At 71.7% G+C, this 22,709-nt stretch carries 21 protein-coding genes; 14 read left to right on the top strand and 7 right to left on the bottom strand.

Annotated features, from left to right (window positions below):
• Positions 1-21: 21 nt before the first annotated feature.
• Genes AB0B33_RS08210 through AB0B33_RS08240 form a run of 7 tightly spaced genes read left to right on the top strand, consistent with a single transcriptional unit; the run spans position 22 to position 7,850 of the window.
• Entirely contained in the window at positions 22-855 is an 834-nt protein-coding gene (locus AB0B33_RS08210; protein ID WP_360768279.1) for a DeoR/GlpR family DNA-binding transcription regulator, read from the top strand.
• A complete protein-coding gene (gene xylB / locus AB0B33_RS08215) occupies positions 845-2,275 on the top strand; it encodes a xylulokinase (RefSeq protein WP_360768282.1) in 1,431 nt (476 codons plus the stop codon). Before AB0B33_RS08210 ends, xylB begins: the two co-directional genes overlap by 11 nt.
• Before the next feature lie 3 nt (positions 2,276-2,278).
• Entirely contained in the window at positions 2,279-3,370 is a 1,092-nt protein-coding gene (gene ugpC / locus AB0B33_RS08220; protein WP_247015018.1) for a sn-glycerol-3-phosphate ABC transporter ATP-binding protein UgpC, read from the top strand.
• 28 nt (positions 3,371-3,398) lie between these two features.
• Entirely contained in the window at positions 3,399-4,511 is a 1,113-nt protein-coding gene (gene alr / locus AB0B33_RS08225) for an alanine racemase (RefSeq protein WP_360768286.1), read from the top strand.
• Entirely contained in the window at positions 4,508-5,605 is a 1,098-nt protein-coding gene (locus tag AB0B33_RS08230; RefSeq protein WP_360768289.1) for an alpha/beta hydrolase, read from the top strand. Before alr ends, AB0B33_RS08230 begins: the two co-directional genes overlap by 4 nt.
• Positions 5,606-5,619: 14 nt before the next feature.
• Positions 5,620-6,075 (top strand): tRNA (adenosine(37)-N6)-threonylcarbamoyltransferase complex ATPase subunit type 1 TsaE, encoded by a 456-nt coding sequence (gene tsaE / locus AB0B33_RS08235; protein ID WP_360768635.1) that lies wholly within the window; start codon positions 5,620-5,622, stop codon positions 6,073-6,075.
• Positions 6,076-6,083: 8 nt separating this feature from the next.
• Entirely contained in the window at positions 6,084-7,850 is a 1,767-nt protein-coding gene (locus tag AB0B33_RS08240) for a P-loop NTPase fold protein (protein ID WP_360768292.1), read from the top strand.
• On the opposite strand, the gene AB0B33_RS08245 is transcribed toward AB0B33_RS08240, so the two are convergent.
• Complete coding sequence (locus AB0B33_RS08245) at positions 7,847-9,175, bottom strand: carboxyl transferase domain-containing protein (protein WP_360768294.1); 1,329 nt, start codon at positions 9,173-9,175, stop codon at positions 7,847-7,849. The two genes, AB0B33_RS08240 and AB0B33_RS08245, sit on opposite strands and share 4 nt — an antisense overlap.
• Positions 9,168-10,592 (bottom strand): acyl-CoA synthetase, encoded by a 1,425-nt coding sequence (locus tag AB0B33_RS08250; RefSeq protein ID WP_360768295.1) that lies wholly within the window; start codon positions 10,590-10,592, stop codon positions 9,168-9,170. The genes AB0B33_RS08245 and AB0B33_RS08250 overlap by 8 nt, the downstream gene beginning before the upstream one ends.
• Before the next feature lie 99 nt (positions 10,593-10,691).
• Here AB0B33_RS08250 and tsaB point away from each other — a divergent pair, with 99 nt between their 5' ends.
• Genes tsaB through tsaD form a run of 3 tightly spaced genes read left to right on the top strand, consistent with a single transcriptional unit; the run spans position 10,692 to position 12,879 of the window.
• Positions 10,692-11,354 carry a tRNA (adenosine(37)-N6)-threonylcarbamoyltransferase complex dimerization subunit type 1 TsaB gene (gene tsaB / locus AB0B33_RS08255; protein WP_360768298.1) on the top strand — a complete coding sequence of 221 codons (663 nt, stop codon included), beginning with the start codon at positions 10,692-10,694 and terminating at the stop codon, positions 11,352-11,354.
• Complete coding sequence (rimI, locus tag AB0B33_RS08260) at positions 11,351-11,830, top strand: ribosomal protein S18-alanine N-acetyltransferase (protein ID WP_360768301.1); 480 nt, start codon at positions 11,351-11,353, stop codon at positions 11,828-11,830. Before tsaB ends, rimI begins: the two co-directional genes overlap by 4 nt.
• Positions 11,830-12,879 (top strand): tRNA (adenosine(37)-N6)-threonylcarbamoyltransferase complex transferase subunit TsaD, encoded by a 1,050-nt coding sequence (gene tsaD / locus AB0B33_RS08265; protein WP_247015004.1) that lies wholly within the window; start codon positions 11,830-11,832, stop codon positions 12,877-12,879. The genes rimI and tsaD overlap by 1 nt, the downstream gene beginning before the upstream one ends.
• A 49-nt stretch (positions 12,880-12,928) precedes the next feature.
• On the opposite strand, the gene wecB is transcribed toward tsaD, so the two are convergent.
• From wecB to AB0B33_RS08280, 3 genes are all read right to left on the bottom strand, one after another.
• Positions 12,929-14,080 carry a UDP-N-acetylglucosamine 2-epimerase (non-hydrolyzing) gene (gene wecB / locus AB0B33_RS08270; protein ID WP_360768638.1) on the bottom strand — a complete coding sequence of 384 codons (1,152 nt, stop codon included), beginning with the start codon at positions 14,078-14,080 and terminating at the stop codon, positions 12,929-12,931.
• 94 nt (positions 14,081-14,174) lie between these two features.
• The gene (locus tag AB0B33_RS08275; RefSeq protein ID WP_360768305.1) at positions 14,175-14,354 is read right to left on the bottom strand and encodes an LPXTG cell wall anchor domain-containing protein; all 180 of its coding nucleotides are present in this window, start codon (positions 14,352-14,354) and stop codon (positions 14,175-14,177) included.
• A gap of 12 nt (positions 14,355-14,366) precedes the next feature.
• Complete coding sequence (locus tag AB0B33_RS08280; protein ID WP_360768308.1) at positions 14,367-15,134, bottom strand: choice-of-anchor P family protein; 768 nt, start codon at positions 15,132-15,134, stop codon at positions 14,367-14,369.
• Positions 15,135-15,493: 359 nt separating this feature from the next.
• On the opposite strand from AB0B33_RS08280, the gene xrtP reads away from it, so the two are divergent.
• Together xrtP and AB0B33_RS08290 are read left to right on the top strand one after the other, a co-directional pair.
• On the top strand, positions 15,494-16,003 hold the full coding sequence (xrtP, locus tag AB0B33_RS08285) for an exosortase P (protein WP_360768640.1): 510 nt from the start codon (positions 15,494-15,496) through the stop codon (positions 16,001-16,003).
• A complete protein-coding gene (locus AB0B33_RS08290; protein ID WP_360768310.1) occupies positions 16,000-17,376 on the top strand; it encodes a glycosyltransferase family 2 protein in 1,377 nt (458 codons plus the stop codon). Before xrtP ends, AB0B33_RS08290 begins: the two co-directional genes overlap by 4 nt.
• 19 nt (positions 17,377-17,395) lie before the next feature.
• Here AB0B33_RS08290 and AB0B33_RS08295 read toward each other — a convergent pair whose 3' ends face one another.
• Together AB0B33_RS08295 and AB0B33_RS08300 are read right to left on the bottom strand one after the other, a co-directional pair.
• Positions 17,396-19,258 (bottom strand): N-acetylmuramoyl-L-alanine amidase, encoded by a 1,863-nt coding sequence (locus AB0B33_RS08295; protein ID WP_360768312.1) that lies wholly within the window; start codon positions 19,256-19,258, stop codon positions 17,396-17,398.
• Positions 19,259-19,338: 80 nt separating this feature from the next.
• Positions 19,339-20,019 (bottom strand): hypothetical protein, encoded by a 681-nt coding sequence (locus tag AB0B33_RS08300; protein ID WP_360768315.1) that lies wholly within the window; start codon positions 20,017-20,019, stop codon positions 19,339-19,341.
• Positions 20,020-20,451: 432 nt separating this feature from the next.
• Between AB0B33_RS08300 and groES the strand changes: the two genes are divergently transcribed.
• Positions 20,452-20,745 carry a co-chaperone GroES gene (groES, locus tag AB0B33_RS08305; protein ID WP_004559922.1) on the top strand — a complete coding sequence of 98 codons (294 nt, stop codon included), beginning with the start codon at positions 20,452-20,454 and terminating at the stop codon, positions 20,743-20,745.
• Between the two features lie 98 nt (positions 20,746-20,843).
• Complete coding sequence (groL, locus tag AB0B33_RS08310; RefSeq protein ID WP_360768318.1) at positions 20,844-22,457, top strand: chaperonin GroEL; 1,614 nt, start codon at positions 20,844-20,846, stop codon at positions 22,455-22,457.
• Positions 22,458-22,709: the final 252 nt, after the last annotated feature.

Genomic DNA, 22,709 nt, shown 5'->3' on the forward strand with positions numbered 1-22,709 from the left:
GAAATCTGGTAAGAATGCCGTGTGAGCGGCGGCACAACACCCGGAGACCGGAAGACCCGGCCGTCCGACGCTGCCGTGGAGCAGCGGCGGCAGGGGATCCTCGACCACGTCATCGAGCAGGGCGAAGCACGGATCGACGACCTGACCGCGCGCTTCAAGGTCAGCCTGATGACCATGCACCGCGACCTCGACGACCTGGCCGAACGCCGGCTCCTGCGCAAGCTGCGCGGCAAGGTGGAGGCCTACCCGGCGCTCACCATCGAGTCCGCCGCCCGCTTCCGCGACACCCTCCACCACGACGAAAAAGACGCGCTCGGCGAGGCCGCCGCGAAGCACGTCCACCCCGGCCAGACCGTCTTCGTCGACGACTCCACCACGCTGCTCCCGCTGGTCAAGCGGCTGGCCGAGGTCGACGCGCTCACCGTCGTCACGAACTCGCTGCACGCCGCCCGGCTGCTCGGCCCGAAGGTCGACGTCGTGCTGGCGGGCGGCCGGTACTCGCCCGAGTACGACTCCTGCGCCGGTCCCGAGGTGCTGAACCTCCTGGACTCGATCCGCGCCGACGTCTCCTTCGTCTCGGTCACCGCGGTCGCCGTCGGGCGGCTCTTCCACCCGGACCGCGACTACGCCGAGCTCAAGAAGGCGGCCCTCAAGGTCGCCAACCACAACGTCCTCGTCCTCGACCACTCGAAGTTCGGCCGCACCGCCACCTACGCGCACGGCGACGTCGGCGACTACGACCTGCTGATCACCGGCGAAGCCACGCCCACCGAGGAGATCGAGGCCGCGCTCAACGCGGGCACCGCGATCGAGATCGTCGAACACGTCGCAGAGGGGCAGCCCTATGACAGCTGAACTGGTCGCCGGCATCGACTCGTCCACCCAGTCGACCAAGGTCGTCGTGTGCGACGCGAGCACCGGTGAGATCGTCCGCACCGGCCGCGCGCCGCACCCCGAGGGCACCGAGGTCGACCCCGCCGCCTGGTGGGACGCCTTCCAAGAGGCCACGAAGGGCCTGCTCGACGACGTCAAGGCCATCGGCGTCGGCGGGCAGCAGCACGGCATGGTCACCCTCGACGAGCACGACGAGGTCGTCCGGCCCGCGCTGCTCTGGAACGACACCCGTTCCGCGCAGTCGGCGCTCGACCTCATCGAGGAGCTCGGCGGGCCGTCGGTCTGGGCGAAGTCCGTCGGCTCGGTACCGGTCGCCAGCTTCACCGTGACGAAGCTGCGCTGGCTGGCCGACCACGAGCCCGAGCTGGCCGACCGGGTCGCGCGCGTGCTGCTGCCGCACGACTGGCTGACCTGGAAGCTCACCGGCGGCGACCCGGTCACCGACCGCGGTGACGCGTCCGGCACCGGCTACTTCTCGCCGTCCGACAACGCCTACCGCCTCGACGTCCTGAGCCACGCCTTCGGCGGCCGGACGCCGGAGCTGCCCGCCGTGCTCGGCCCGGCCCAGACCGCCGGCCACACGGCCGACGGCGTGCTCGTCTCGGCCGGCACCGGCGACAACATGGCCGCCGCGCTCGGGCTCGAACTGCGGCCCGGCGACGTCGTCGTGTCGCTGGGCACCAGCGGCACCGTGTTCGGCGTCGCCGAGACCGGCGCGGCCGACGCCACCGGCGAAGTCGCCGGGTTCGCCGACGCCACCGGCCGCTTCCTGCCGCTCGCCTGCACCCTCAACGCCGCCCGCGTGCTGACCGCGACGGCGTCCATGCTCGGCGCGACGCTCAGCGAGTTCGACCGGCTCGCGCTGGCCGGCGAGCCCGGCGCCGAGGGCCTCACGTTCCTGCCCTACCTGGACGGCGAGCGCACGCCGAACCTGCCGGGCGCCACCGGCTCGCTGACCGGCCTGACCAGGGCCAACATGACCCCGCAGAACCACGCGCGCAGCGCCGTCGAAGGCATGCTCTGCGGCCTCGCCGCCGGTCTCGACGCGGTGCGCGCGCACGGTCTCGACGTCCGCCGCGTGCTGCTGATCGGCGGGGGCGCGCAGTCGGCCGCCGTCCGCGCGGTCGCGCCGCTCGTGTTCGGCGTCCCCGTGCAGCTGCCCGAAGTCGCCGAGTACGTCGCCATCGGCGCGGCGCGGCAGGCGGCGTGGGCACTGACCGCCAGTGCGGAACCGCCGTCCTGGCAGAAGAACCAGAAGCTCCGGCTCGAGCTGGACGAGCCGACCGAGGCGCAGCGCGCCGCGGGCCACCGGATCCAGCAGCGCCACCTCGAAGCCCGCGAAGCGGCGCACGGGGTCCGGCGGAATCTCGGAGAGGACTGACCGATGGCTTCCATCACCTACGACAAGGCGACCCGGCGCTACGCCGGTTCGGAGCGCCCCGCGGTCGACGCGCTGGACCTGGAGATCGCCGACGGCGAGTTCCTGGTGCTGGTCGGCCCGTCCGGCTGCGGCAAGTCGACCAGCCTGCGCATGCTCGCCGGCCTCGAGGACATCGACGACGGCGCCGTCTGGATCGGCGACCGCGACGTCACCCAGCTGCCGCCGCGCTCGCGCGACATCGCGATGGTGTTCCAGAACTACGCGCTGTACCCGCACATGACGGTCGCGCAGAACATGGGCTTCGCGCTGAAGATCGCCGGCCGCCCCGCGTCCGAGATCAAGCAGAAGGTCCTCGAGGCCGCGAAGCTGCTCGACATCGTGGACTACCTCGACCGCAAGCCGAAGGCGCTCTCCGGTGGTCAGCGCCAGCGCGTCGCGATGGGCCGCGCGATCGTCCGCGAGCCGCAGGTCTTCCTGATGGACGAGCCGCTGTCGAACCTCGACGCGAAGCTGCGTGTCTCGACGCGTACGCAGATCGCCGCGCTGCAGCGCCGCCTCGGTGTCACCACCGTGTACGTCACGCACGACCAGGTCGAGGCCATGACGATGGGTGACCGCGTCGCGGTGCTCTCGGACGGCCTGCTGCAGCAGTGCGACACCCCGCGCGCCCTGTACGACCGGCCCGCGAACGCTTTCGTCGCCGGCTTCATCGGCTCGCCGGCGATGAACCTCGCCACCGCGAAGCTCACGGCCGACGGCGCCGAGGTGGGTGGCGCGCGCGTGCCGCTGACCCGCGAGACCATCGCCGCGGCCGACGGCGACACCGTGACCCTGGGCTTCCGGCCCGAGGCCCTCGAGGTCGTGACGAACGAGGACGGCGCCCTGCCGATCAAGGTGGACCTGGTCGAGGAGCTCGGCTCGGACGCCTTCGTCTACGGCAAGCTCGCCCAGACCGACGCCGACGACACCCGGCCCAACGTCGTCGTCCGGGTCGACCCGCGCACGCCGCCGGCCATGGGGGACACCCTCCACCTGCGGATCCGCCCGAACGAGCTGCACGTGTTCTCCGCCACGTCCGGGGCGCGCCTGCCCTGACCTCGGGTCATGGGAAACTGGAGGCGTTATGTCCTCCAGTTTCCCTCGCGCCCAGGTCGACATCGACCTCGACGCGATCCGCCACAACCTCACCCTGCTGGGCGCCCGCGCGCCCGGCGCCGAGGTGATGGCCGTGGTGAAGGCCGACGCCTACGGCCACGGCGCGCTGCCGGTGGCGCGCGCCGCGGTCGAGGCCGGCGCGGGCTGGCTCGGCACCTGCTCCCTCGGCGAAGCCCTTGCCCTGCGCGAGGCCGGGATCACCACCCGGCTGTTCAGCTGGCTGGACACCCCGGACGTCGACTTCGCGGCGGGCATCGAGGCGGACGTCGACCTGGCCGCCAGCTCGCTGGGTGAGCTACGCCGCATCGCGGCCGCGGCGAAACCGGGTACTCCGGCTCGCGTGCACCTCAAGATCGACACCGGGCTTTCGCGCAACGGCTGCCCGCCCGCCGCGTGGGCCGAGCTGGTCGCCGCCGCGGCCGCCGAACCCCGCGTGGACGTCGTCGCGATCTGGTCCCACCTCGCCTGCGCGGACGAGCCCGAGCACCCCTCGATCGACATGCAGGCCAAGCGGTTCGAAGAGGCCTACGACGCCGCCCGCGCCGCCGGGCTCGACCCGAAGCGGCACCTGGCGAACTCCGCGGCCCTGCTCACCCGGCCGGACCTGCACTTCGACGTCGTCCGCCCCGGCATCGCGATGTACGGGCTCAACCCGGTGCCGCAGGCCGAAGACCTGCGCCCGGCCATGACGTTCCGGTCCGCGGTCGCGCTGGTCAAGCGCGTCGAAGCCGGCGAATCGGTGTCCTACGGGCACACCTGGACCACTCCGCGCGACACGAACCTCGCCCTGGTCCCGACCGGGTACGCCGACGGCGTCCCGCGGTCGCTGTCGGGCCGGATGGACGTGTGGCTCGGCGGGCGGCGGCCGGTGGCCGGGCGGGTCTGCATGGACCAGCTCGTCGTCGACTGCGGTGACTTCGAGCCGTCCGTCGGCGATGAGGTCGTCCTGTTCGGCGCCGGTGGGAACGGCGAGCCGACGGCCCGGGAATGGGCCGACAAGCTGGGCACCATCGACTACGAGATCGTCACCTCGATGTACCGCCCGCGGGTGCGGCGCAGGTATCTGGGAGAGCGCTCGTGACACCTTCACGTCGACTGCTGGCCATCGCCGGCGGGGTCGGGGCCCTCGCCACCGGGACGGCCGCCGCCGCTATCGTCGCCGCGCAGCAGCGGCGGCACAGTGAGGATCCGTACGTGGACGAGCCGCTGGGGGAGCTGAAGCCGGACCGTACTTCCACGGTCGCGGCCGAGGACGGCACGCCGCTTTCGGTCGAGGAGATCGACCCGGAGGACGGCGGGAACCCTGAACTGACTGTCGTGGGGGTACACGGCTTCGCGCTTTCGCGGCGCTGCTGGCACTTCCAGCGCCGTGACCTGGCTTCCCTGAGGCTGCCGCGCGTGCGTCAGGTGTACTACGACCACCGCGGCCACGGCCTGTCCGGCGCGGCGTCGGCGGAGAACTCGACGATCGAGCAGCTGGCGCGCGACCTCGACGTCGTGCTGCGGTCCGTGGTCCCGGACGGGCCCATCGTGCTGATGGGGCACTCGATGGGCGGCATGGTGATCATGGAGCTGGCCGCCGAGTTCCCTTCGCTGTTCGAAGAACGCGTCGAAGGCGTCGCCTTCATCGCGACCGCGGCGGGCGAAGTGGGCGCCCGCGGGTTGCCGCGTTCGCTGCTCTCGAAGTACAACCCGCTGACGCGCGCCGCCGGCGGTCTGGCCGGCTGGCAGCCGGGGCTGGTGGAGTTCGTCCGCGCGGCCGGCGGTCAGCTGACGCGCCAAGCCGTGCGACGGCTGGCGTTCGGCAGCCGGGACGTCGCGCCGAGGCTCGTCGACTTCATGCTCGAGATGCTCGAAGTGACGCCGGTGCGCGGGCTCGTCAACTTCGTCGACACGCTCGGCAGCCACAACCGCTACGCGGCGCTCGCCGGCCTGAAGCACGCGGAAGTCCTGGTCATCGGCGGCGACTCGGACCGGTTCACGCCGTTCGCGCACGCCGAGCGGATCGCGGCCGAGCTGCCCGACGCGGAGCTCGTGCGCGTCCGCGGCGCCGGCCACATGGTCCAGCTCGAGCAGCCCGAGCTGGTGACCAGCCACCTGATCGATCTCCTGCAACGCTGTTCCGGTGTGGACGGCGAAAACTCGTCCCGGCGAAACTGGTGGTGGCAGCGTTGACCGTGATCTCCCCGATGGCGTTCCCGACGCCCGAAGAGACGATGGACTTCGGGCGCGCGCTCGGCCGCGCACTGCGCGCGGGCGACCTGGTCCTGCTGGCCGGCCCCCTGGGCGCGGGCAAGACGACGCTGACCCGCGGCATCGCGGCCGGCCTCGGCGTCGGCGGCCGGGTCAGCTCCCCGACGTTCGTCCTGGCCCGCGTCCACCCGGCGGGCGCTTCCGGCGTGCCGCTGGTGCACGTCGACGCGTACCGGCTGGGCGGTGACCTCTCCCAGCTCGACGACCTGGACCTGGACACGGACCTGGAGCGCTCGGCGATCGTGGTCGAGTGGGGCGAGGGTTCGGCGGAGCGGCTTTCGGACGACTACCTCGTGGTGCGGCTGGACCGCCGCGAGGACGACGTCCGCGAGGTGACCCTGGAACCGCACGGCTCGTGGGCCGATCGCACCCCGGAGCTGGTCCGGGCCTGAGGCGTCCGGTGAACGCCCTCCCGAACCCGGCACGCCGGTTCGTCGTGCTCAACGACGCCCCGGTCGGGGACGGCACCGAGGAAGACCTGCTCGACGTCACGTCCGTGGCCCACAACCTGAGCGCGCTCATCCTCGCCTCGCGGGACACCGCGCCGTTCACGCTCGCCGTGGACGCGGCGTGGGGCATGGGCAAGAGCAGCCTGCTGCACCGGCTGGAGGCGACGTTGTCCGCCGAGCCCGGGATGTCCACCGTCTGGTTCAACGCGTGGACGGCCGGCCCGGCGAGCGCGCTGGAAGGCCTGATCAAAGCGGTGCTCCTGCGCTTCGACCGCAACATCATCCGCCGCGTCCTGCGGTCGATGTCCCGCCGCGCCCACCTCCTCGGCGCCCTGCGCGGGCTGGGGCTCGTCCTGGCCAGCTTCTTCGGGCTCGGCCGGGTCGTGGACGAGATCTGGCAGCGGATGTCGCTGGACGCGCAGGCCCGCAACCAGATCAAGGGAGTCCTGCGGGACGCGTTCGGTGCGTGGATGGCGAAGAGCGGCACCCCGGACCGACGGCGGCTGCTGGTCGTGTTCGTCGACGACCTGGACCGGTGCGGCAGCGAGCGCATCGTCGAGGTGTGCGAAGCGATCAAGCTCTACCTGGACGTGCCCGGCATCGTGTTCGTCCTCGCCTGCGACCAGAGCGCGTTGTGGCGGGCCGTGCAGAAATCGGCGGGCTTCGACGACCCGGCGGCCGCGGTCGAATACCTGGAGAAGATCGTCCAGATCACCTACCGGATCGCGCCGCCGTCGGTGGAGCAGGCGATCCAGCTGGTCGACGGCTATCTCCACCGCTCCGGAACCAGCGGGTTGTTCGACGAATCGTCGAAGAGTTTGATCATCGGCCGGTCGCGGCACAACCCCCGGCGGATCAAGCGCGTGATCAACAGCTTCGTGCTGGAGTACCACCTCGACCCGTCCTGGGACGAGATCGGCCTGGCGCACCTGGTGAACGTGATCCTGCTCCAGCACTTCTACCCCGGCTTCCACAGCCTGCTCGCCCACCCCGGGAACGACCACCTGATCGGCGAGTTCCTGGACTACCAGGAACTGCGCGCGATCGTGAAGCACGGTGACCAGGTGGACGCGGAACGTTGGGCGAAGCTGTTCGAGTCGAAGGGGTTGCGCCCGCCGCGGACGCCGGACCTCGCCGAGCTGGAAAGCGAACTGCCCGCCGACTACCCGGTGCTGGCGGCCGACCGGGATTTCGTGGCGCTGCTCCGCGGAATGGCCCAGCACAGCCGAGTCCTGGTGCACCGGCTGCGCAGCCGTCCGGTGGGCCTGCTCCGGCCACCGGCGGTGTCGCCGGACGAGGGGGACTTCGGCGCCCCGCGGATCGACGGCCGGCCCGCGTTGCGCAACCTCCGGGTGCTGTGGATCGACGACCACCCGTCGAACAACATCACGCTGGCCGATCACCTCCAGGTGAACGGGGTGCTCTTGGAGCAGGTGACCGACCGGGCGGGTGCCCTGGCGTCGTTCCGGCGGTTCACCCCGGACGTGGTGCTGACGGACCTCGGCCGTGGCTCCGACAAGAACGCGGGCGTCACCGATCTCGACCACTTCCGGCACGGCGGTGCGGACTACCGGGGGCCCGTCCTGTTCTACACCGGAGGTCCCCCGGGCTTCGCCACGCAGAAGCGGATCAAGCAGCTCGGCGCCGACGGTCCGGTGTACTCGGCGGGCGACGTCGTCGCCTGGCTGGAGCGGGTGGCGACGGCGAAGAAGGCTTAGCCGGCCGGCTTGACCACCGCCCGGGCCACCCCCAGGTCCACCAGGTCCTGGGGGCGCAGGTGCAGCTGGTTCGCGATGTCCGGCACCTCCGAAGCCGGCCGCTTCAGGATCGCCGCCGCGGCTTCGGGCGACGTCACCGAGAAGTACGCGTCCGGGGTCACCCACGTCGACTCCGCGCCCGCGAACGCCAACGCCCCGCCCGAGCCGCCTTCGCCGATCACCAGCGTCGTCACCGGGATCGCCGCCGTCGCGACCGCCTCGAACATCGCCGCGATCGCCGCGCCCGCGCCCGCTCGCTCGGCCGCCGCGTCGTTGGCCGCGCCCGGGGTGTCGACCAGCGTGAGCACCGGGAAGCCCAGCCGGGACGCCAGCCGCACCAGCCTCGCAGCCGTGCGGAAGCCCGCCGGGGACGTCGGGGTGCCGCACTGCGCCGCGTACGCGATCGTCCGGCCGTCGCGCCAGCCGAAGCCGCACGCGACACCCGGGTCGACGCCGCCCGCGCGGTCGCCGCTGATGTCTTCGCGCCAGTCGAAGTACGCGTCCAGGTACTCGGCGGCCCGGGGACGCGAAGGCGACCTCGCCGCCTGGACCGCCTCCCAGCCCGTGGAAGGCAGCGGAGCGGCCCTAAGCGCCGAAGGCGGCGGAGCGGCCGCCGACGAGCGCGCGGTCAGCAGCCGCAGCCAGCGTTCCAGCGTGGGCCCGAGTTCGTCCGGCGTGACGACGGCGTCGACCTGACCCCACTCGAACTTCGCCTCCGCCGTGTACGCCTCCGGGGCCTCCGGCGGCCGCACCCGCGAGCCCGCGAACCCGACCTGCGCCTCCGGCAGCGCGAGGACGACGTCGGCGCCCGCGCCGAGGGTCGCCCAGCCGCCGCCGGTCGTCGGGTCGCGCAGCACCGAGATCTGCGGGATGCCCGCCGCGCGCGTGAGCGCCGCCGCCCGCGCCACGCGCTGGAGCTGCATCAGCGCGCGCATGCCCTGCTGCATGCGGCTGCCGCCGGTCGCGACCAGCGAGACCACCGGCAGCCGCGCGTCGCGGGCGTGCGCGAACGCCGCCTCGATCCGGTCGCCGGTGCGCTGCCCGAGCGAGCCGCCGAGGAAGCCGAACTCGAAGGCGATCAGCACCGCCTCGACGTCGCCGATCTTCGCCGTCCCGCAGACGACCGACTCCTTCTCGCCGGTGCGTTCTTCCGCCGCGGCACGGGCGGTGCGGTAACCCGGCCAGCCGATCGGCCCGTCGGCCGGCTCGTCGCGCAGCGGCGTGGGGAACTCCGTGAAGTCGTTCGCGATCGTGCCGACGACTTCGCGCGCCGGCAGCCTAGACACCGAGCGCCCGCTTCATGACCTTGCCCATGTCGTTGCGCGGCAACGCTTCCAGGTAGCGGACGACCCGCGGGCGCTTGTGCGGCGCGAGCAGCTTCGCGACGTGGTCGGCCAGTTCCCCGGCCGTCGGCGGCTCACCGGAAGGCACGATCCACGCGACGATCCGCTCGCCGAGGTCGTCGTCCGGCTCGCCGGTGACGGCGGCTTCGGCGACGCCGGGGTGTTCGAGCAGCGCGTTTTCGATCTCGCCCGCGCCGATCTTGTAGCCGCCGCTCTTGATCAGGTCGGTCGCCTTGCGCCCGACGATCTTGACGTAGCCGTCGGCGTCGCGCGTCGCCACGTCGCCGGTGCGGAACCAGCCGCCGTCGAACGCCGCCGCGGTCGCGTCCGGGCGGTTGAGGTACTCGGTGAACAGGTTCGGGCCGCGGACCTGGATCTCGCCGACGGTCTCGAGGTCGTCGACCACCTCGCCGGCCTCGCCGACCAGCCGCAGCTCGACGCCGCCGAGCGGGACGCCGACCGTGCCGGGCTTGCGCTCGCCGTCGGCGCGGACGCTCGTGTTCATCAGGGTTTCGGTCATCCCGTAGCGCTCGACGACCTGCTGGCCGGTCGCCGCGGTGATCCGCTGGTGGTCGTGCACCGGCAGCGCCGCGGACCCGGAGACGAGCAGCCGCGCGCCGCGCAGGGCGTCCGCGAGCGCGGTGTCCGTGCCCACTTCGCCGGCGATCCGGTGGTACATCGTCGGGACGCCGAACAGCATGGTCGCGCCGTTCGCCAGTTCGCGCGCGACGCCCTCGGTCGAGAACCGGCCGAGGTGGCGCACCGAACCGCCGCGGCGCAGCGGGCCGAGGATGCCGAGGATCAGGCCGTGCACGTGGAACAGCGGGAGCCCGTGCACGAGGACGTCACCGGCCGTCCAGCCCCAGGCGTCTTCGAGGGCGTCGAGCGTGCTCGCGATCGCGCGGCGGGGGAGGACGACGCCCTTGGGCGGGCCGGTGGTCCCCGACGTGTAGACGATCAGCGCGGGCGTCTCCGGGTCCGGCTCCGCCGCGTCGAGCGCTTTCCCGCCGGTCAGCGGGATGTCCCGCCGCGGCAGCCCGGCCAGGGCCGCGGGCAGTTCGGCGCCGGGCTCGGCCAGCACCAGCTGCGGCTCGCTGTCGGTCAGGATGTGCGCGAGCTCGCGCTCGCCGATCTTCGGGTTGAGCGGCACGGCCGGCACCCCGGCGAGCAGCGCGGCGACGACCGCGACGCTCGTGTGCACGGTCGGGGTCGCCCAGACGGCCACGCGGCCGCGAGGCAGCTCGGCGGCGAGGCCCCCGGCCACGGCGGCGAGGTCGGCGTAGGAGAGGACGTGGTCGCCGAAGCGCAGGGCCTCTTCGGCGGAACCGTCGGCAAGGGTGGGGAACAACGGGGCGGGCACCGCGGGGACCTCCCAGAGTCGGACTCCGTCCGCACGTTACCGTGCGGATCAGTCCCCTGCAGCGACCTCTCGAAGACGCTGGTCGTAGGCTGGGACACCGTGTTGGTACTGGCGATCGATACCTCGACCCCGGCGGTCACCGCGGGCGTCGTCGAGGTGGACGGCGACGGGGTCGAGACGCGCGGCGAGCGCGTCACGGTCGACCCGCGCGCCCACGGCGAGCTGATCACCCCGCACGCGCTGGCCGCCGCCGAAGCCGCGGGGGTCGCGCTCAAGGACCTCGACGCGATCGTCGCCGGGGTCGGCCCCGGTCCGTTCACCGGCCTGCGCGCCGGGATGGCGACCGCCGCCGCGCTCGGGCACGCCCTCGGCCTCCCCGTGCACCCGGTCTGCAGCCTCGACGCGCTGGCCGCCGACGTCGTCTCGGCCGGGGCCTTCCTGGTCTGCACCGACGCGCGCCGCCGCGAGGTGTACTGGGCCGCCTACGACAGCGACGGCAACCGCACCGACGGCCCGCACGTCCAGCGCCCCGCCGACCTGGCGACCGGCGTCGAGGCCGCGGCCGGGGACGGCGCCGTGCTGTACGCGGAGGCGCTCGGCGTCCAGCCGATCGAGCCGCGCTTCCCGTCACCCGCCGGGCTGGTCAAGGCCGCCAGGAGCGCGTTGCTGGCGAAGGCAGAGCCCGCGCCGCTGACGCCGCTGTACCTGCGCCGTCCCGACGCCGCCGAGCCCGCCGCGCCGAAACGGGTGACCGCGAGGTGAGACTCGAGCCGCTGCGCCGCCGGGACATCGCCCGGTGCGTCGAGATCGAGCAGATCCTCTTCCCCGGCGACGACCCGTGGAACTCCCGCGCGTTCCACTCCGAGCTGGACATCGGGCACTTCTACCTGGCCGCCCGCCCGGACGAGGGCGACGAGCTGCTCGGGTACGCCGGGCTCGCCGTCGTCGGGCGCCGCCGCGGCGAGTACGAGGCGACCGTGCACACCATCGGCGTCGCCCCGGAGTACCAGGGCAAGGGGATCGGCAAGGCGCTGCTGCGGGCGCTGCTGGATCGCGCCGACCAGTACGAAGCGCCGGTCTTCCTCGAGGTCCGCACGGACAACACGACGGCACTCGGCCTGTACGAGAGCCACGGTTTCGAACGGCTCGGCATCCGGAAGCGCTACTACCAGCCTTCCGGCGCCGACGCGTACACGATGGTCCGCCCCGCGCGGACGCGAGACGGGGTGGCGGGCTGATGTCACGCATCATCATGGGCATCGAGAGCTCGTGCGACGAGACCGGCGTCGGCCTGGTCCGCCTGCACGACGACGGCACGGTCGAGCTGCTCGCCGACGAGGTGGCGTCCAGCGTCGAGCAGCACGCGCGCTTCGGCGGCGTGGTGCCCGAGGTCGCCAGCCGGGCGCACCTGGAAGCGATGGTCCCGACGACCACGCGCGCCTTCGAGAAAGCCGGGCTGGCACTGTCCGATGTGGACGCCATCGCGGTGACGGCCGGGCCGGGCCTGGCGGGCGCGCTGCTCGTCGGCGTCTCGGCGGCCAAGGCGTACGCGACGGCGCTGGACGTGCCGCTCTACGGCGTCAACCACCTGGCCGGGCACATCGCGGTGGACACGCTGCAGCACGGGCCGCTGCCCACGCCGTGCCTGGCGCTGCTGGTGTCCGGCGGGCACACGCAGCTGCTGCGCGTCGACGACATCGCGTCGGAGATCACCGAGCTGGGGTCCACTGTGGACGACGCGGCGGGCGAGGCGTACGACAAGGTCGCGCGGGTGCTCGGCCTGCCCTACCCGGGCGGCCCGCCGATCGACAAGGCGGCGAAGAACGGCGACCCGGCGGCGATCGCGTTCCCGCGCGGCATGACCGGCCCGCGCGACGCGAAGAACGACTTTTCCTTCTCCGGCTTGAAGACCGCGGTCGCGCGCTGGGTCGAAGGCGCCGCCCGGCGCGGCGAGGAGATCCCGGTGGACGACGTCGCGGCGTCGTTCCAGGAGGCCGTCGCGGACGTGCTGACGATGAAGGCGATCCGCGCCGCGAAGGAGCAGGGGATCGGCACCATCGTGATCTCCGGCGGCGTGGCGGCGAACTCGCGGCTGTCGGCGCTGGCGGCGGAACGCTGCGCGGCGGCGGGCATCGAGCTGCGCGTCCCGCGCCCCCGCCTGTGCACGGACAACGGCGCGATGATCGCGGCTTTGGGCGCGCACGTGGTGGCGGCGAAGCGCCCGACGGCGAAGCTGGACTTCAGCGCGAACCCGGCGTTGCCCGTGAACGTGGTCTCGCTCTCGTGAGTGTTCGGGACGGTTGGAACCGCCCCGAACACTCACGACGGGTCTGGGCCTACGTAGCCGCGACCTCGTTGCGGGTCGTCGCGGCGACGCCGAGCAGTTCCTCGATCGCCGCCACCGCCAGGGTGGCCGCATTGCCTTCGCCGTAGGGGTTTCCGACCTGCGCCGGCCGAAGCTCGCCGCTCAGCAGGCGGGCCGCCGTGTCGGCGATGCGCTCGGTGTCCGTGCCGACCAGCCACGCGCACCCCGCCTCCACGACCTCGACGCGCTCGGTCACGTCGCGCAGCACCAGCACCGGGGTGCCGAACGTCGGCGCCTCCTCCTGGATGCCGCCCGAGTCCGTCAGCACCAGCGACGCGGCCCGCAGGGCGCGGACCAGGTCCGGGTACTCCAGCGGGTCGGTGACCGTCACGCGCGGCAGGCCGGCCAGCGCCGCCTCGACCTGGGCGCGGACCTGCGGGTTCGGGTGCGCCGGGAACAGCACCTGCACGTCCGGGTGCTCGGCGACGATCAGCTGCACCGCGGCCAGCGTCCGCTCGAGCGGCTCGCCCCAGGACTCGCGGCGGTGCGAAGTGACGAGCACCAGCCGCTCGCCGGCCTCGGCGATCTCCATCTCCAGCAACGCCAGCGCCGTGTCGCGGGCCGGCAGGTCGCGGGCCGCGATCTCCAGCACGGCGTCGACGACCGTGTTGCCCGTGACCGCGATGCGTTGCCGCGCAACGCCTTCCGCGCGCAGCTCGGCCGCCGCGCCGAGGGTCGGGGCCAGGTGCAGCGCCGCGAGCCGCGACACCATCTGGCGCGCGCCCTCCTCGGGGAACGGCGCCGCGAGGTCGTGCGTGCGCAGCCCGGCTTCCAGGTGCACCACCGGGATGCCCAGCCAGAACGCGGCCAGCGCGCCCGCGAGCGTCGTCGTGGTGTCGCCCTGGACGACCAGCGCGGCCGGCGGGTGCCGGCGCAGCAGGTCGTCGAGCGCGGGGAGCAGACCGGCCACGAGTTCCGCCTGCCCGCCGGTGACCCGCGGCGGCACGTCCAGCCACACGTCGGCGGTCAGCCCGAACGGTTCGAGCGCCTGCTCGACCATGCCCGGGTGCTGGCCGCTGTGCACCAGGACCGGCCGCAACGCCGGGTGCGCGTCCAGCGCCAGTGCCAGCGGCGCGAGCTTCAGCGCTTCCGGCCGCGTCCCGGCCAGCACCATCACGTCCACCCGGCGGTACCCCTTCTCCACATAGTCCAGTCTCCACGAAAATTTCCACCGCGGGCCGCCGGCGTGCGAGGGGCACACGCCGACGGCCCGTTCCTCAATCCCGCGCCTGGGAGAGGCGGCGGTTGCGGCGGTGGACCGCGATCAGCACCACGGTCCCGAGCAGGACCAAGAGCACGCCGACGGCCAGCCACCACCCGATGTCGGCGCCGGTGGCGGCGAGGGTGCCCACCCCGCCACCGGCGACTCCGACACCCGCGCCCGGCATCTTGTACATCCGGGCCTCCGCTCAGGCCTGTGCGGAACGGCGGCGGAAGATGCGCGTGCCCACGGGCACCGCGACCGCGCCGAGCAGGCCGAGGCCGATCCACAGCCCGGCGCCGGACGCGAGCGGCATCGGCGGCGCGGCCGGGCCGCAGGTCGCCGACGACACGATCACGTCACCCGAGCCGAGCGCGCCGACCACACCGCCGAGCAGCTTCACGTGGATGGCGTTGACCGTGAGGCTGCCGTCCTTGTTCTTGATCTGCTCGTTGAGGATGACCGTCGCGATGTTGATCCCGGCGATCGCGACCTTGACCTGGGTGTTCGGCGCCGGGGTCGCGTCGACCGCGCCCGCGCTGCCGAGGTTCGCGCCGACCAGCGTGGTGCTGCCCGTGACGCCCGCCTGGGTCGCCGTGCAGACCGCCTCGACGGCCTTGGCACCGACGTTGTTGCCGAGGGCCTTGAGCAGCGGCAGCCCGACGTCGGCGGTGCTGGCCTTGGCCGTCACCGCGCCGGAGTTGTCGTCGCGCTTGGCCTCGGTGTTGATCACACCGGTGGTCAGGATCCCGGTCAGGTTCGCCGAGGCCAAGCTGTTGGTCGTCGGGCCCGCGGTGTTCGCGGCCGCGAGCGGGCCGGCCTTCACCGCCGGCTGCCCGAGCAGCGTCACGTCGACGTTCACGCCGTAGGCCGACCCGTCACCGGGAGCGGCCGACGCGGGGGTCGCGCCGGCGAGCACGACGCTCGCCACGACCGCGGCGAGCAGGCCGCCACGGCGCACGAGGGAGCTCTTCATCAAACTTTCCTCCGAATTCGCTGGAGTTAATCGGGGGTGCGTGACGTCGGCGCGGATAAACCGGCTTGCTTCGAGTCGGCACGCGAATCGACTATCGCGAAGAGCGGCCCGAATGGCACACGATATTTCCCGAATCACCGGATCGGGTACAACGTGGCGGAGTTTCCGCAGGTCGTTTCCGCATCACTCGGATGGCCTAGCAAGTTTGCGGGTGGAGCTGCCGAATGGGCCGCTAAACCACACCTCCGAGTGGAAGTGAGGGCCGGTGGTGTTTTACGCTCGCCCGGGGTCCGCAGCTTGATCCGACAACCGACACCGAGAGGAACGTCGTGGCCGTAGCGAGCGCTCCGAACGCAGGTATGGCACGGTTCCCGCTGGTCATCGCGCTGAGCGCGCTGGCGGCCGCGGGTGCCGTGGTGGTGCTGGCCGAGCGGTTCTACCGCGAACTGGAAGTGCGGCTCGCCGGTGCGATCCTCGAGGTGATCACTACATCGGGTGTTTATGTAGCACCCGATCGGGAGTCTGTTTACTTTGGGTTGACGAGCACTACTCCGTTCGGGTTGAGAATGACACCGGAATGTTCTTCGGCGTTCCTTTTGCTTCCGTTGCTCGTTGTGACGATGATCATGCTGTACTTCCGGCCCGCGAATGCGAAGCGGCTCTTCTTTTCGCTCGGTATTTCCGCGGTCGTCGTCGTGCTGGTGAACCAGCTGCGCATTCTCACGATCGTCGGGCTCGTGCACGGGTTCGGCACCGACGACGGCTACTACTGGGGTCACACGCTGCTCGGCTCGATGGTCAGCGTGTTCGGCGGTGCCGTCTCGCTGGTCCTGTTCGTCTGGCTGGCCACGCGGAAGAAGAAGGCATGAGCGTCAAGGTCCTGCTGGCGATCACGCAGGCGTTCGCGCTCACGATGAGCGTGGCGTTCCTGGTGTACGTCGTCGTCATCGTGGTGCCGTACCTGCGGCGCAAGCCCGCGCCGGTCGGCGACCCGGCCGACTACACGTGGCACTTCTTCGTCCCGTGCCGCGACGAGCAGACGGTGATCCGCGAGACGATCCGCTACCTGCGCACGACGTTCCGCAAGGCGCACGTCTGGGTCGTCGACGACGACTCGGAGGACCGCACCGCCCGCGTCGTCCGGATGCTGTGGCGCCGCCACGGCGGCTACGACCCGTACCTGCACCTGGTGCCGCGCACGCGGCCCGAGGCGCGGACCGGCAAGGGGGACGCCCTCAACGCGGCGTACCGGGCGCTGAACGACTGGATGGGCCCGGACGCCTCGCGCGACGACGTCGTCGTGGTGGTCGTCGACGCCGACGGCCGCCCGGCGCCGAACTGCCTCGAGGTCTGCGCGGCCGACCACCTCTTCGGCGACGAGGGGATCGGTGCGGTCCAGCTGGACGTCTGGATGAGCAACGTCGGAACGCCGCCGCCGTCGCGGAACCCGGTCGGGCGCTGGTTCGGCCTCAAGCTCGCGCAGCTGCAGGACCTCGAGTTCCGGACGGCGATCGCGGCGATCCAGACCTCCCGCGGCTTCACCGGCACGATCTCCATGGGCGGCAACGGCCAGTTCACCCGGCTCACCGCGCTGGACTCCATCGCGGGCGCCGACGAACAGCCGTGGCGCGGCTCGCTGCTGGAGGACTTCGAACTCGGCGTCCACCTGCTCACGGCCGGCTGGCGCACCGGGTTCACGCCGGATTCCCATGTGGCGCAAGAGGGTCTGTACAGCCTGCGGCGCTTCCTCGTGCAGCGCACCAGGTGGGGGCAGGGCACCATGCAGTGCGCCCGGTACCTGCGCCGGATCTGGGATTCGCCGCACGTCAGCACGCTCGGGGCGGCGGAGATGATGTACTACCTCGCCCAGCCGTGGCTGCAGCTGCTCGGCTCGCTGCTGTACCCGATCCCGTTCATCCTGCTGGTGACGAGCACCGCGGGCGACCCGGCGCAGATGTGGACGTGGTTCACCGGCGGCGCGTGGATCCTCTTCGCCATCTACGGCTCGTTCGGGCTGCTGCCGTTCCTGGTGTGGGGCCCGATCTACCAGCTGAAGTGCTTGCGCAGCCGCAACGTGCTGCGCGGGATCGGTCTCGGTTTCGCTTACGCGGCCTACATCTACACGTTCTACGTGACGTCGTGGCGCGCGCTGTTCCGCTTGGTCCGCGGCCGCAACGGCTGGGCGAAGACGCGCCGCAACACCGAACAGGCGGCCGGGGTGAAGGTCGCGCTCGACGCGTGAGCGCGACCCCCACCACCGGTCAGAACGCCGGCACGAGCCGGACGTCGTCCGCCTTGACGAACGCGATCCGGTGCCCGAACTGGATCTGCACGTACTTGAGCTTGCCCTTCACCACCACGTGGTCGGCCAGGTCGAACGTCGTGGCCGAGTAGTACTCCGAGCCGACCGTCCCGGCCGAGGAGTACTTCTGCCCGGCGGAGAGCGTGTACGGCAGCGGCGTGATGGCCTGCACGGTGACGTTCGCCGGGTAGGCCTCCGGCTCGGGGTAGGCGCGGCCGTACACCGGCACGGTCGCGAGGCCGGGCTTCGGCGTCGCGACCCAGCCGAACGCGGGCTTCGCGACCCGGGCGCCGCGCGGGTTGGGGAACCAGCCCTTCTGCCCGAGGTACCAGATCGCCGTCCAGTCGCCGCGGACGTCCGCGACGGCGTACTGCTGCCCGGTCGCGGCGCGGCTGCCGACGTCGGAAACGTCCATTGTGGACGGCGTGCCGTCGGTGTGCAGGCCGGCGTCCTTCAACAGCGGCGAGGATTCACTCGGCTCCGAGTGCAGCACGACGGCCTCCGAACCGCGTGGCGCGCACGGCGTCCCGGGGCTGTCGCAGCCGGTGAACACGGGCTGGTTCTTCGCGAAGTCCGGGTCGATGGTGACCAGCGACGAGCCGGGCAGGCCGAACCCGCCGAGCGGCGCGCCCAGCAGGTCGAAGTAGTGCGACCAGTCCCAGTAGGGGCCCGGGTCCCAGTGCATGCCCTTGATCGTCGACGGGATCGTGCCCGGCACGTTGTCGTGGCCGATGATGTGCGCCCGGTCGAGCGGGATGCCGTACTTGCGCGCGAGGTAGCCGACGAGCTTCGCGCTCGAGCGGTACATCGCCTCGGTGTACCAGGTGCCCTTGGCGGCGAAGCCCTCGTGCTCGATGCCGACGGACTTGGCGTTGACGTACCAGTTGCCGGCGTGCCAGGCGACGTCCTTGGTCGGCACGTGCTGCGCGATCAGGCCGTCGTTGGAGCGGATCGTGTAGTGCCAGCTGACGTAGGTCGGGTCCTGCGCGAGGTCGAGGACGTTGTCCCAGTAGCCCTCGGTGTCGTGGATGACGATGTGGTCGATCTTCTGGCTGACCGGGCGGTTGGCGAGGTCGTGGTTGCCGTAGTCGTCGTCCGGCAGCTCCTGGTAGGGAGCGGGGACGGACTCGCAGGTGACGGTCCGCGGGCACTCGACGTTCGCCGGGTTCCCGCCGTGCTGCGGCACCGTCGTGCCCGGGCTGGGGCTCAGGCTGACCTGCTGGCCGTCGTCGGTCGTGCGGGCGACGCCGGTCTTGATGGTGTCGTAGACCTCGTCGGCGAAGGTCCGCGCCGCGTCTCCGGTGGATCCGCTGTACTTCGCGACGGCGTCGTACCAGGTGCTGCCGGCGTGGTACTCCGCGAGGAGAGCGGCACCGCCTCGGATGTTCTCCGCAGGGTCGGTGCGGAGGGTTTCGGCGGTTCGGCCGACGAGCCGGGCGGCCTCGTCGACGGTCTGCAGGCCCGGTGGGGGAGTCGCCGGCCCGGCCTTCGGGTGCAGGGCCGGACGGGCGTCGTCGCCCCGGGGGTCCTCGGTGCCTTCGTCGTGGTGGGTGGTGGCCACGCCGGCTTCGCGGACGTCGGTGAGGTGCATCGGGCCGTAGCCGGCGGACGTGCTGGGTGTGCCGGCGTTGGAGTCCCAGCGGGACTCCAGGTAGGAGACGCCGAGGAGGACGTTCTCCGGGACCCCGAACTCGGCCGCGGCGGCGGTGAAGTCGCGTTGGCGCTGATCGGTGGTGGCGGCTTGCGCGGGCGCGGCGGCCAGGCCGGTGGTGAGGGCGACGGCGGCGAGGAGCGCGGCCGATCTTGGGAGGGACATGGGCATAAACCCCCAGGGTTCAGGTGCCAGACGTCAGAACCTAACCAGAAACTCACGCTGGGGGTAAGAGGTGCCGCTGACCTGCTCTATTCGGCACCCGCTCGCAGCAACGCGGGAAACTCCGCAAGCCCGGCCCAGTCGTCGACAGCGGCGGTGAGGATCTTCTTCACTCGTTCCTTGGTTTCATTCAGCGCCAAGTCGATGAAGCAAGGGCAACGGGTGAGATCCCGGCCCCCGGCGATGCACACCACGATGCCGGTCAACTGAACTCCGCGGGCGACCGCGGTGATCTTTGCGTCCACCGGCAGGGGGAGGTTCTCGGCGAGTTCGCGCGCGACAGTCTCCGCCAGCCGGCCGCGGCGCAGGCGTCGCATGAACCACGCCGCGACCCACCCGATCGCACTGTGCAGCTTCTTCTTCGTCGCGAGAGTCTCAGCGGCCAGCTCGGCCAGTGCCTTGCACAGCTCGTAGCGACCGGGCTTGAACAGCTTGTTCCAAGTCTTGTCGGTGACGTAGTCGGTGGCGCGGCCGGCGACGGTTTCCTGCCAGCCATCGGTGGCCACTTCCCGGCAGACCTTGACGGCCGCATCGATGCGCTTTTGCTTCTTGCGGTTCTCCGCTGTCGACGCCGTGGGCCTACCCTTGGCGGCCCTGGTGGTCGGCTTTCGAGGCCGGGATCCGGTTCCTGAAGACGGCTTGCGCTTCGGCGATGCCTTCGCCGCCCGCTTGCGCGGTGGTTTGGGGTGGCGAGGTCCTTCGGCTTGCATCCCGCTGTGCAGGGAGCACCGGTCGCCGTCGCGGGTGACCCGATTGCGGCACAGCGTGTTCGTCTTGGTTCGAGCGCGGCATCGGGGCATTCATCGAGGCTGGCTTGTCGGGGAGCGGGTACGCGACGACCGAACAGGTTGCTTTGAGTTCGAGGCCGGCTACTTTCCGTCGCTCGCCGGAGGTCTGCTCGGCCAAACGTCGTTCGGGGTCGTACGTGCTGGGCGTCCGGGGTCCTCGATCTCCGAAGCGGCCGGTCAGAGCCCTTCCGGGTGCATTCACCACGCCCGCGTGGACCCTCCTTGCACGACTGGCACTCACGTGGCTAGAGTGCTAATCGCACGGCCCGACAGCCCCGGCACCCGCGACGGCGGGGGTGGTAGAGCCGTAACCACAACCTGCCAACGCTTTCGACGACCGTGGAGGTCAACCCGGTGAGCGTGAACATCAAGCCGCTCGAGGACAAGATCGTTGTCCAGACGAGCGAGGCCGAGGAGACGACCGCTTCCGGCCTCGTCATCCCCGACACCGCCAAGGAGAAGCCCCAGGAGGGCAAGGTTCTGGCCGTGGGCCCGGGCCGGATCGACGACAAGGGCAACCGCGTCCCGCTCGACGTGAACGTCGGCGACGTCGTCATCTACTCCAAGTACGGCGGCACCGAGGTCAAGTACAACGGTGAGGACTACCTCATCCTGTCCGCCCGCGACGTGCTGGCCGTCATCAACTGACGTCCGCTCGCAGCGCATGACGCCCCGGGCCCCGCACAACGCCGGGGAGCGGGGCGTTCTTGCGTTTCAGACCCACCGAAAGGTAAGCGGAAACCGCTATGCCCAAGCAGATCAGTTTCGACGAGGACGCTCGTCGCGCGCTGGAGCGCGGGGTGAACAAGCTCGCCGACGCGGTCAAGGTCACCCTCGGCCCGCGCGGTCGCCACGTCGTGCTCGACAAGAAGTTCGGCGGCCCGACCATCACCCTCGACGGCGTGACCGTCGCCCGTGAGATCGAGCTCGACGACCCGTTCGAGAACCTCGGCGCGCAGCTGGCCAAGAGCGTCGCCACCAAGACCAACGACGTCGCCGGTGACGGCACCACGACTGCGACCGTGCTCGCGCAGTCCCTGGTGAAGGTCGGCCTGCGCAACGTCGCGGCCGGCGCGAACCCGACCTCGATCGGCCGTGGCATCGAAGCCGCCGCGGAGAAGGTCATCGAGGTCCTCAAGAGCAAGGCCACCCCGGTCAAGGGCCGCGAGAGCATCGCCCAGGTCGGCACCGTGACCTCGCGCGACGCCAACATCGGCGCCCTCCTCGGCGAAGCCGTCGAGAAGGTCGGCGAGGACGGCGTCATCACCATCGAGGAGTCGTCGACCCTGGCGACCGAGCTGGTGATCACCGAGGGCGTCCAGTTCGACAAGGGCTTCCTCTCGGCGCACTTCGCGACCAACCCGGAGGAGCAGAAGGCGATCCTCGAGGACGCCTACATCCTGCTCGTCCGCGAGAAGGTCTCGTCGCTGGCCGAGCTGCTGCCGGTGCTCGAGAAGGTCGTCGAGGCCAAGAAGCCGCTGCTCATCATCGCCGAGGACGTCGACGGCGAAGCGCTGTCCACCCTCGTGGTGAACTCGCTGCGCAAGACGATCACCGCCGTCGCGGTCAAGGCGCCGTTCTTCGGCGACCGCCGCAAGGCGTTCCTGGACGACCTCGCGGTCGTCACCGGCGGCGAGGTCATCTCCACGGAGATCGGCCGCAAGCTGGCCGACGTCGACCTCGGCGCGCTGGGCAAGGCCCGCCGGATCGTCGTCACCAAGGACGACACCACGATCGTCGACGGCGGCGGCACCAAGGACGCCATCTCCGGGCGGGTCGCGCAGATCCGCAAGGAGATCGAGACGACCGACTCCGACTGGGACCGCGAGAAGCTGCAGGAGCGGCTCGCGAAGCTCGGCGGCGGCGTCGCGGTCATCAAGGTCGGCGCGGCCACCGAGACCGAGCTGAACGAGCGCAAGCACCGCATCGAGGACGCCGTGGCTTCCACCAAGGCGGCCGTCGAGGAGGGCATCCTGCCCGGCGGCGGTTCGGCGCTGGTGCACGCGGTCAAGGAGCTCGAGGGCGGCCTCGGCCTCGAAGGCGACGAGGCCACCGGCGTGCGCATCGTGAAGGACGCGCTGTCCGCCCCGCTGTTCTGGATCGCGACCAACGCGGGCCACGAGGGCGCGGTCATCGTCAACAAGGTGCGCGAGCAGAGCTGGGGCCACGGCTTCAACGCCGCCACCGGCGAGCTCACCGACCTGCTGGCCGCCGGCATCGTCGACCCGGTCAAGGTGACCCGGTCCGCGGTGGCGAACGCCGCCTCGATCGCGCGTCTCGTGCTGACGACGGAGTCGTCGATCGTCGAGAAGCCGGTCGACGAGGAGCCCGCCGGCGCGGGCCACGGCCACTCGCACTGATTTCCGACGAGACGGGGCGGCACTCCAGCTGGGGTGCCGCCCCGTTCCGTTCCCGGAGAACGGCGCCTGCGCAGTGGCGCCGGCCGACTTCGCGAGCTACGCCGAGTGCCGGCCGTTCCTCTACCCGAGGCGCGGGTTCTGCCTCGGGTCTGCTGGCGCGGGCCATGGCCACCTGCACTGATTTCCGACGAGACGGGGCGGCACTCCTGCTGGGGTGCCGCCCCGTTCCGTTTCCGGTAACACCCGGAAAGC

This window comes from Amycolatopsis sp. NPDC049159, assembly GCF_040648295.1.
GTDB lineage: Bacteria > Actinomycetota > Actinomycetes > Mycobacteriales > Pseudonocardiaceae > Amycolatopsis > Amycolatopsis pretoriensis_A.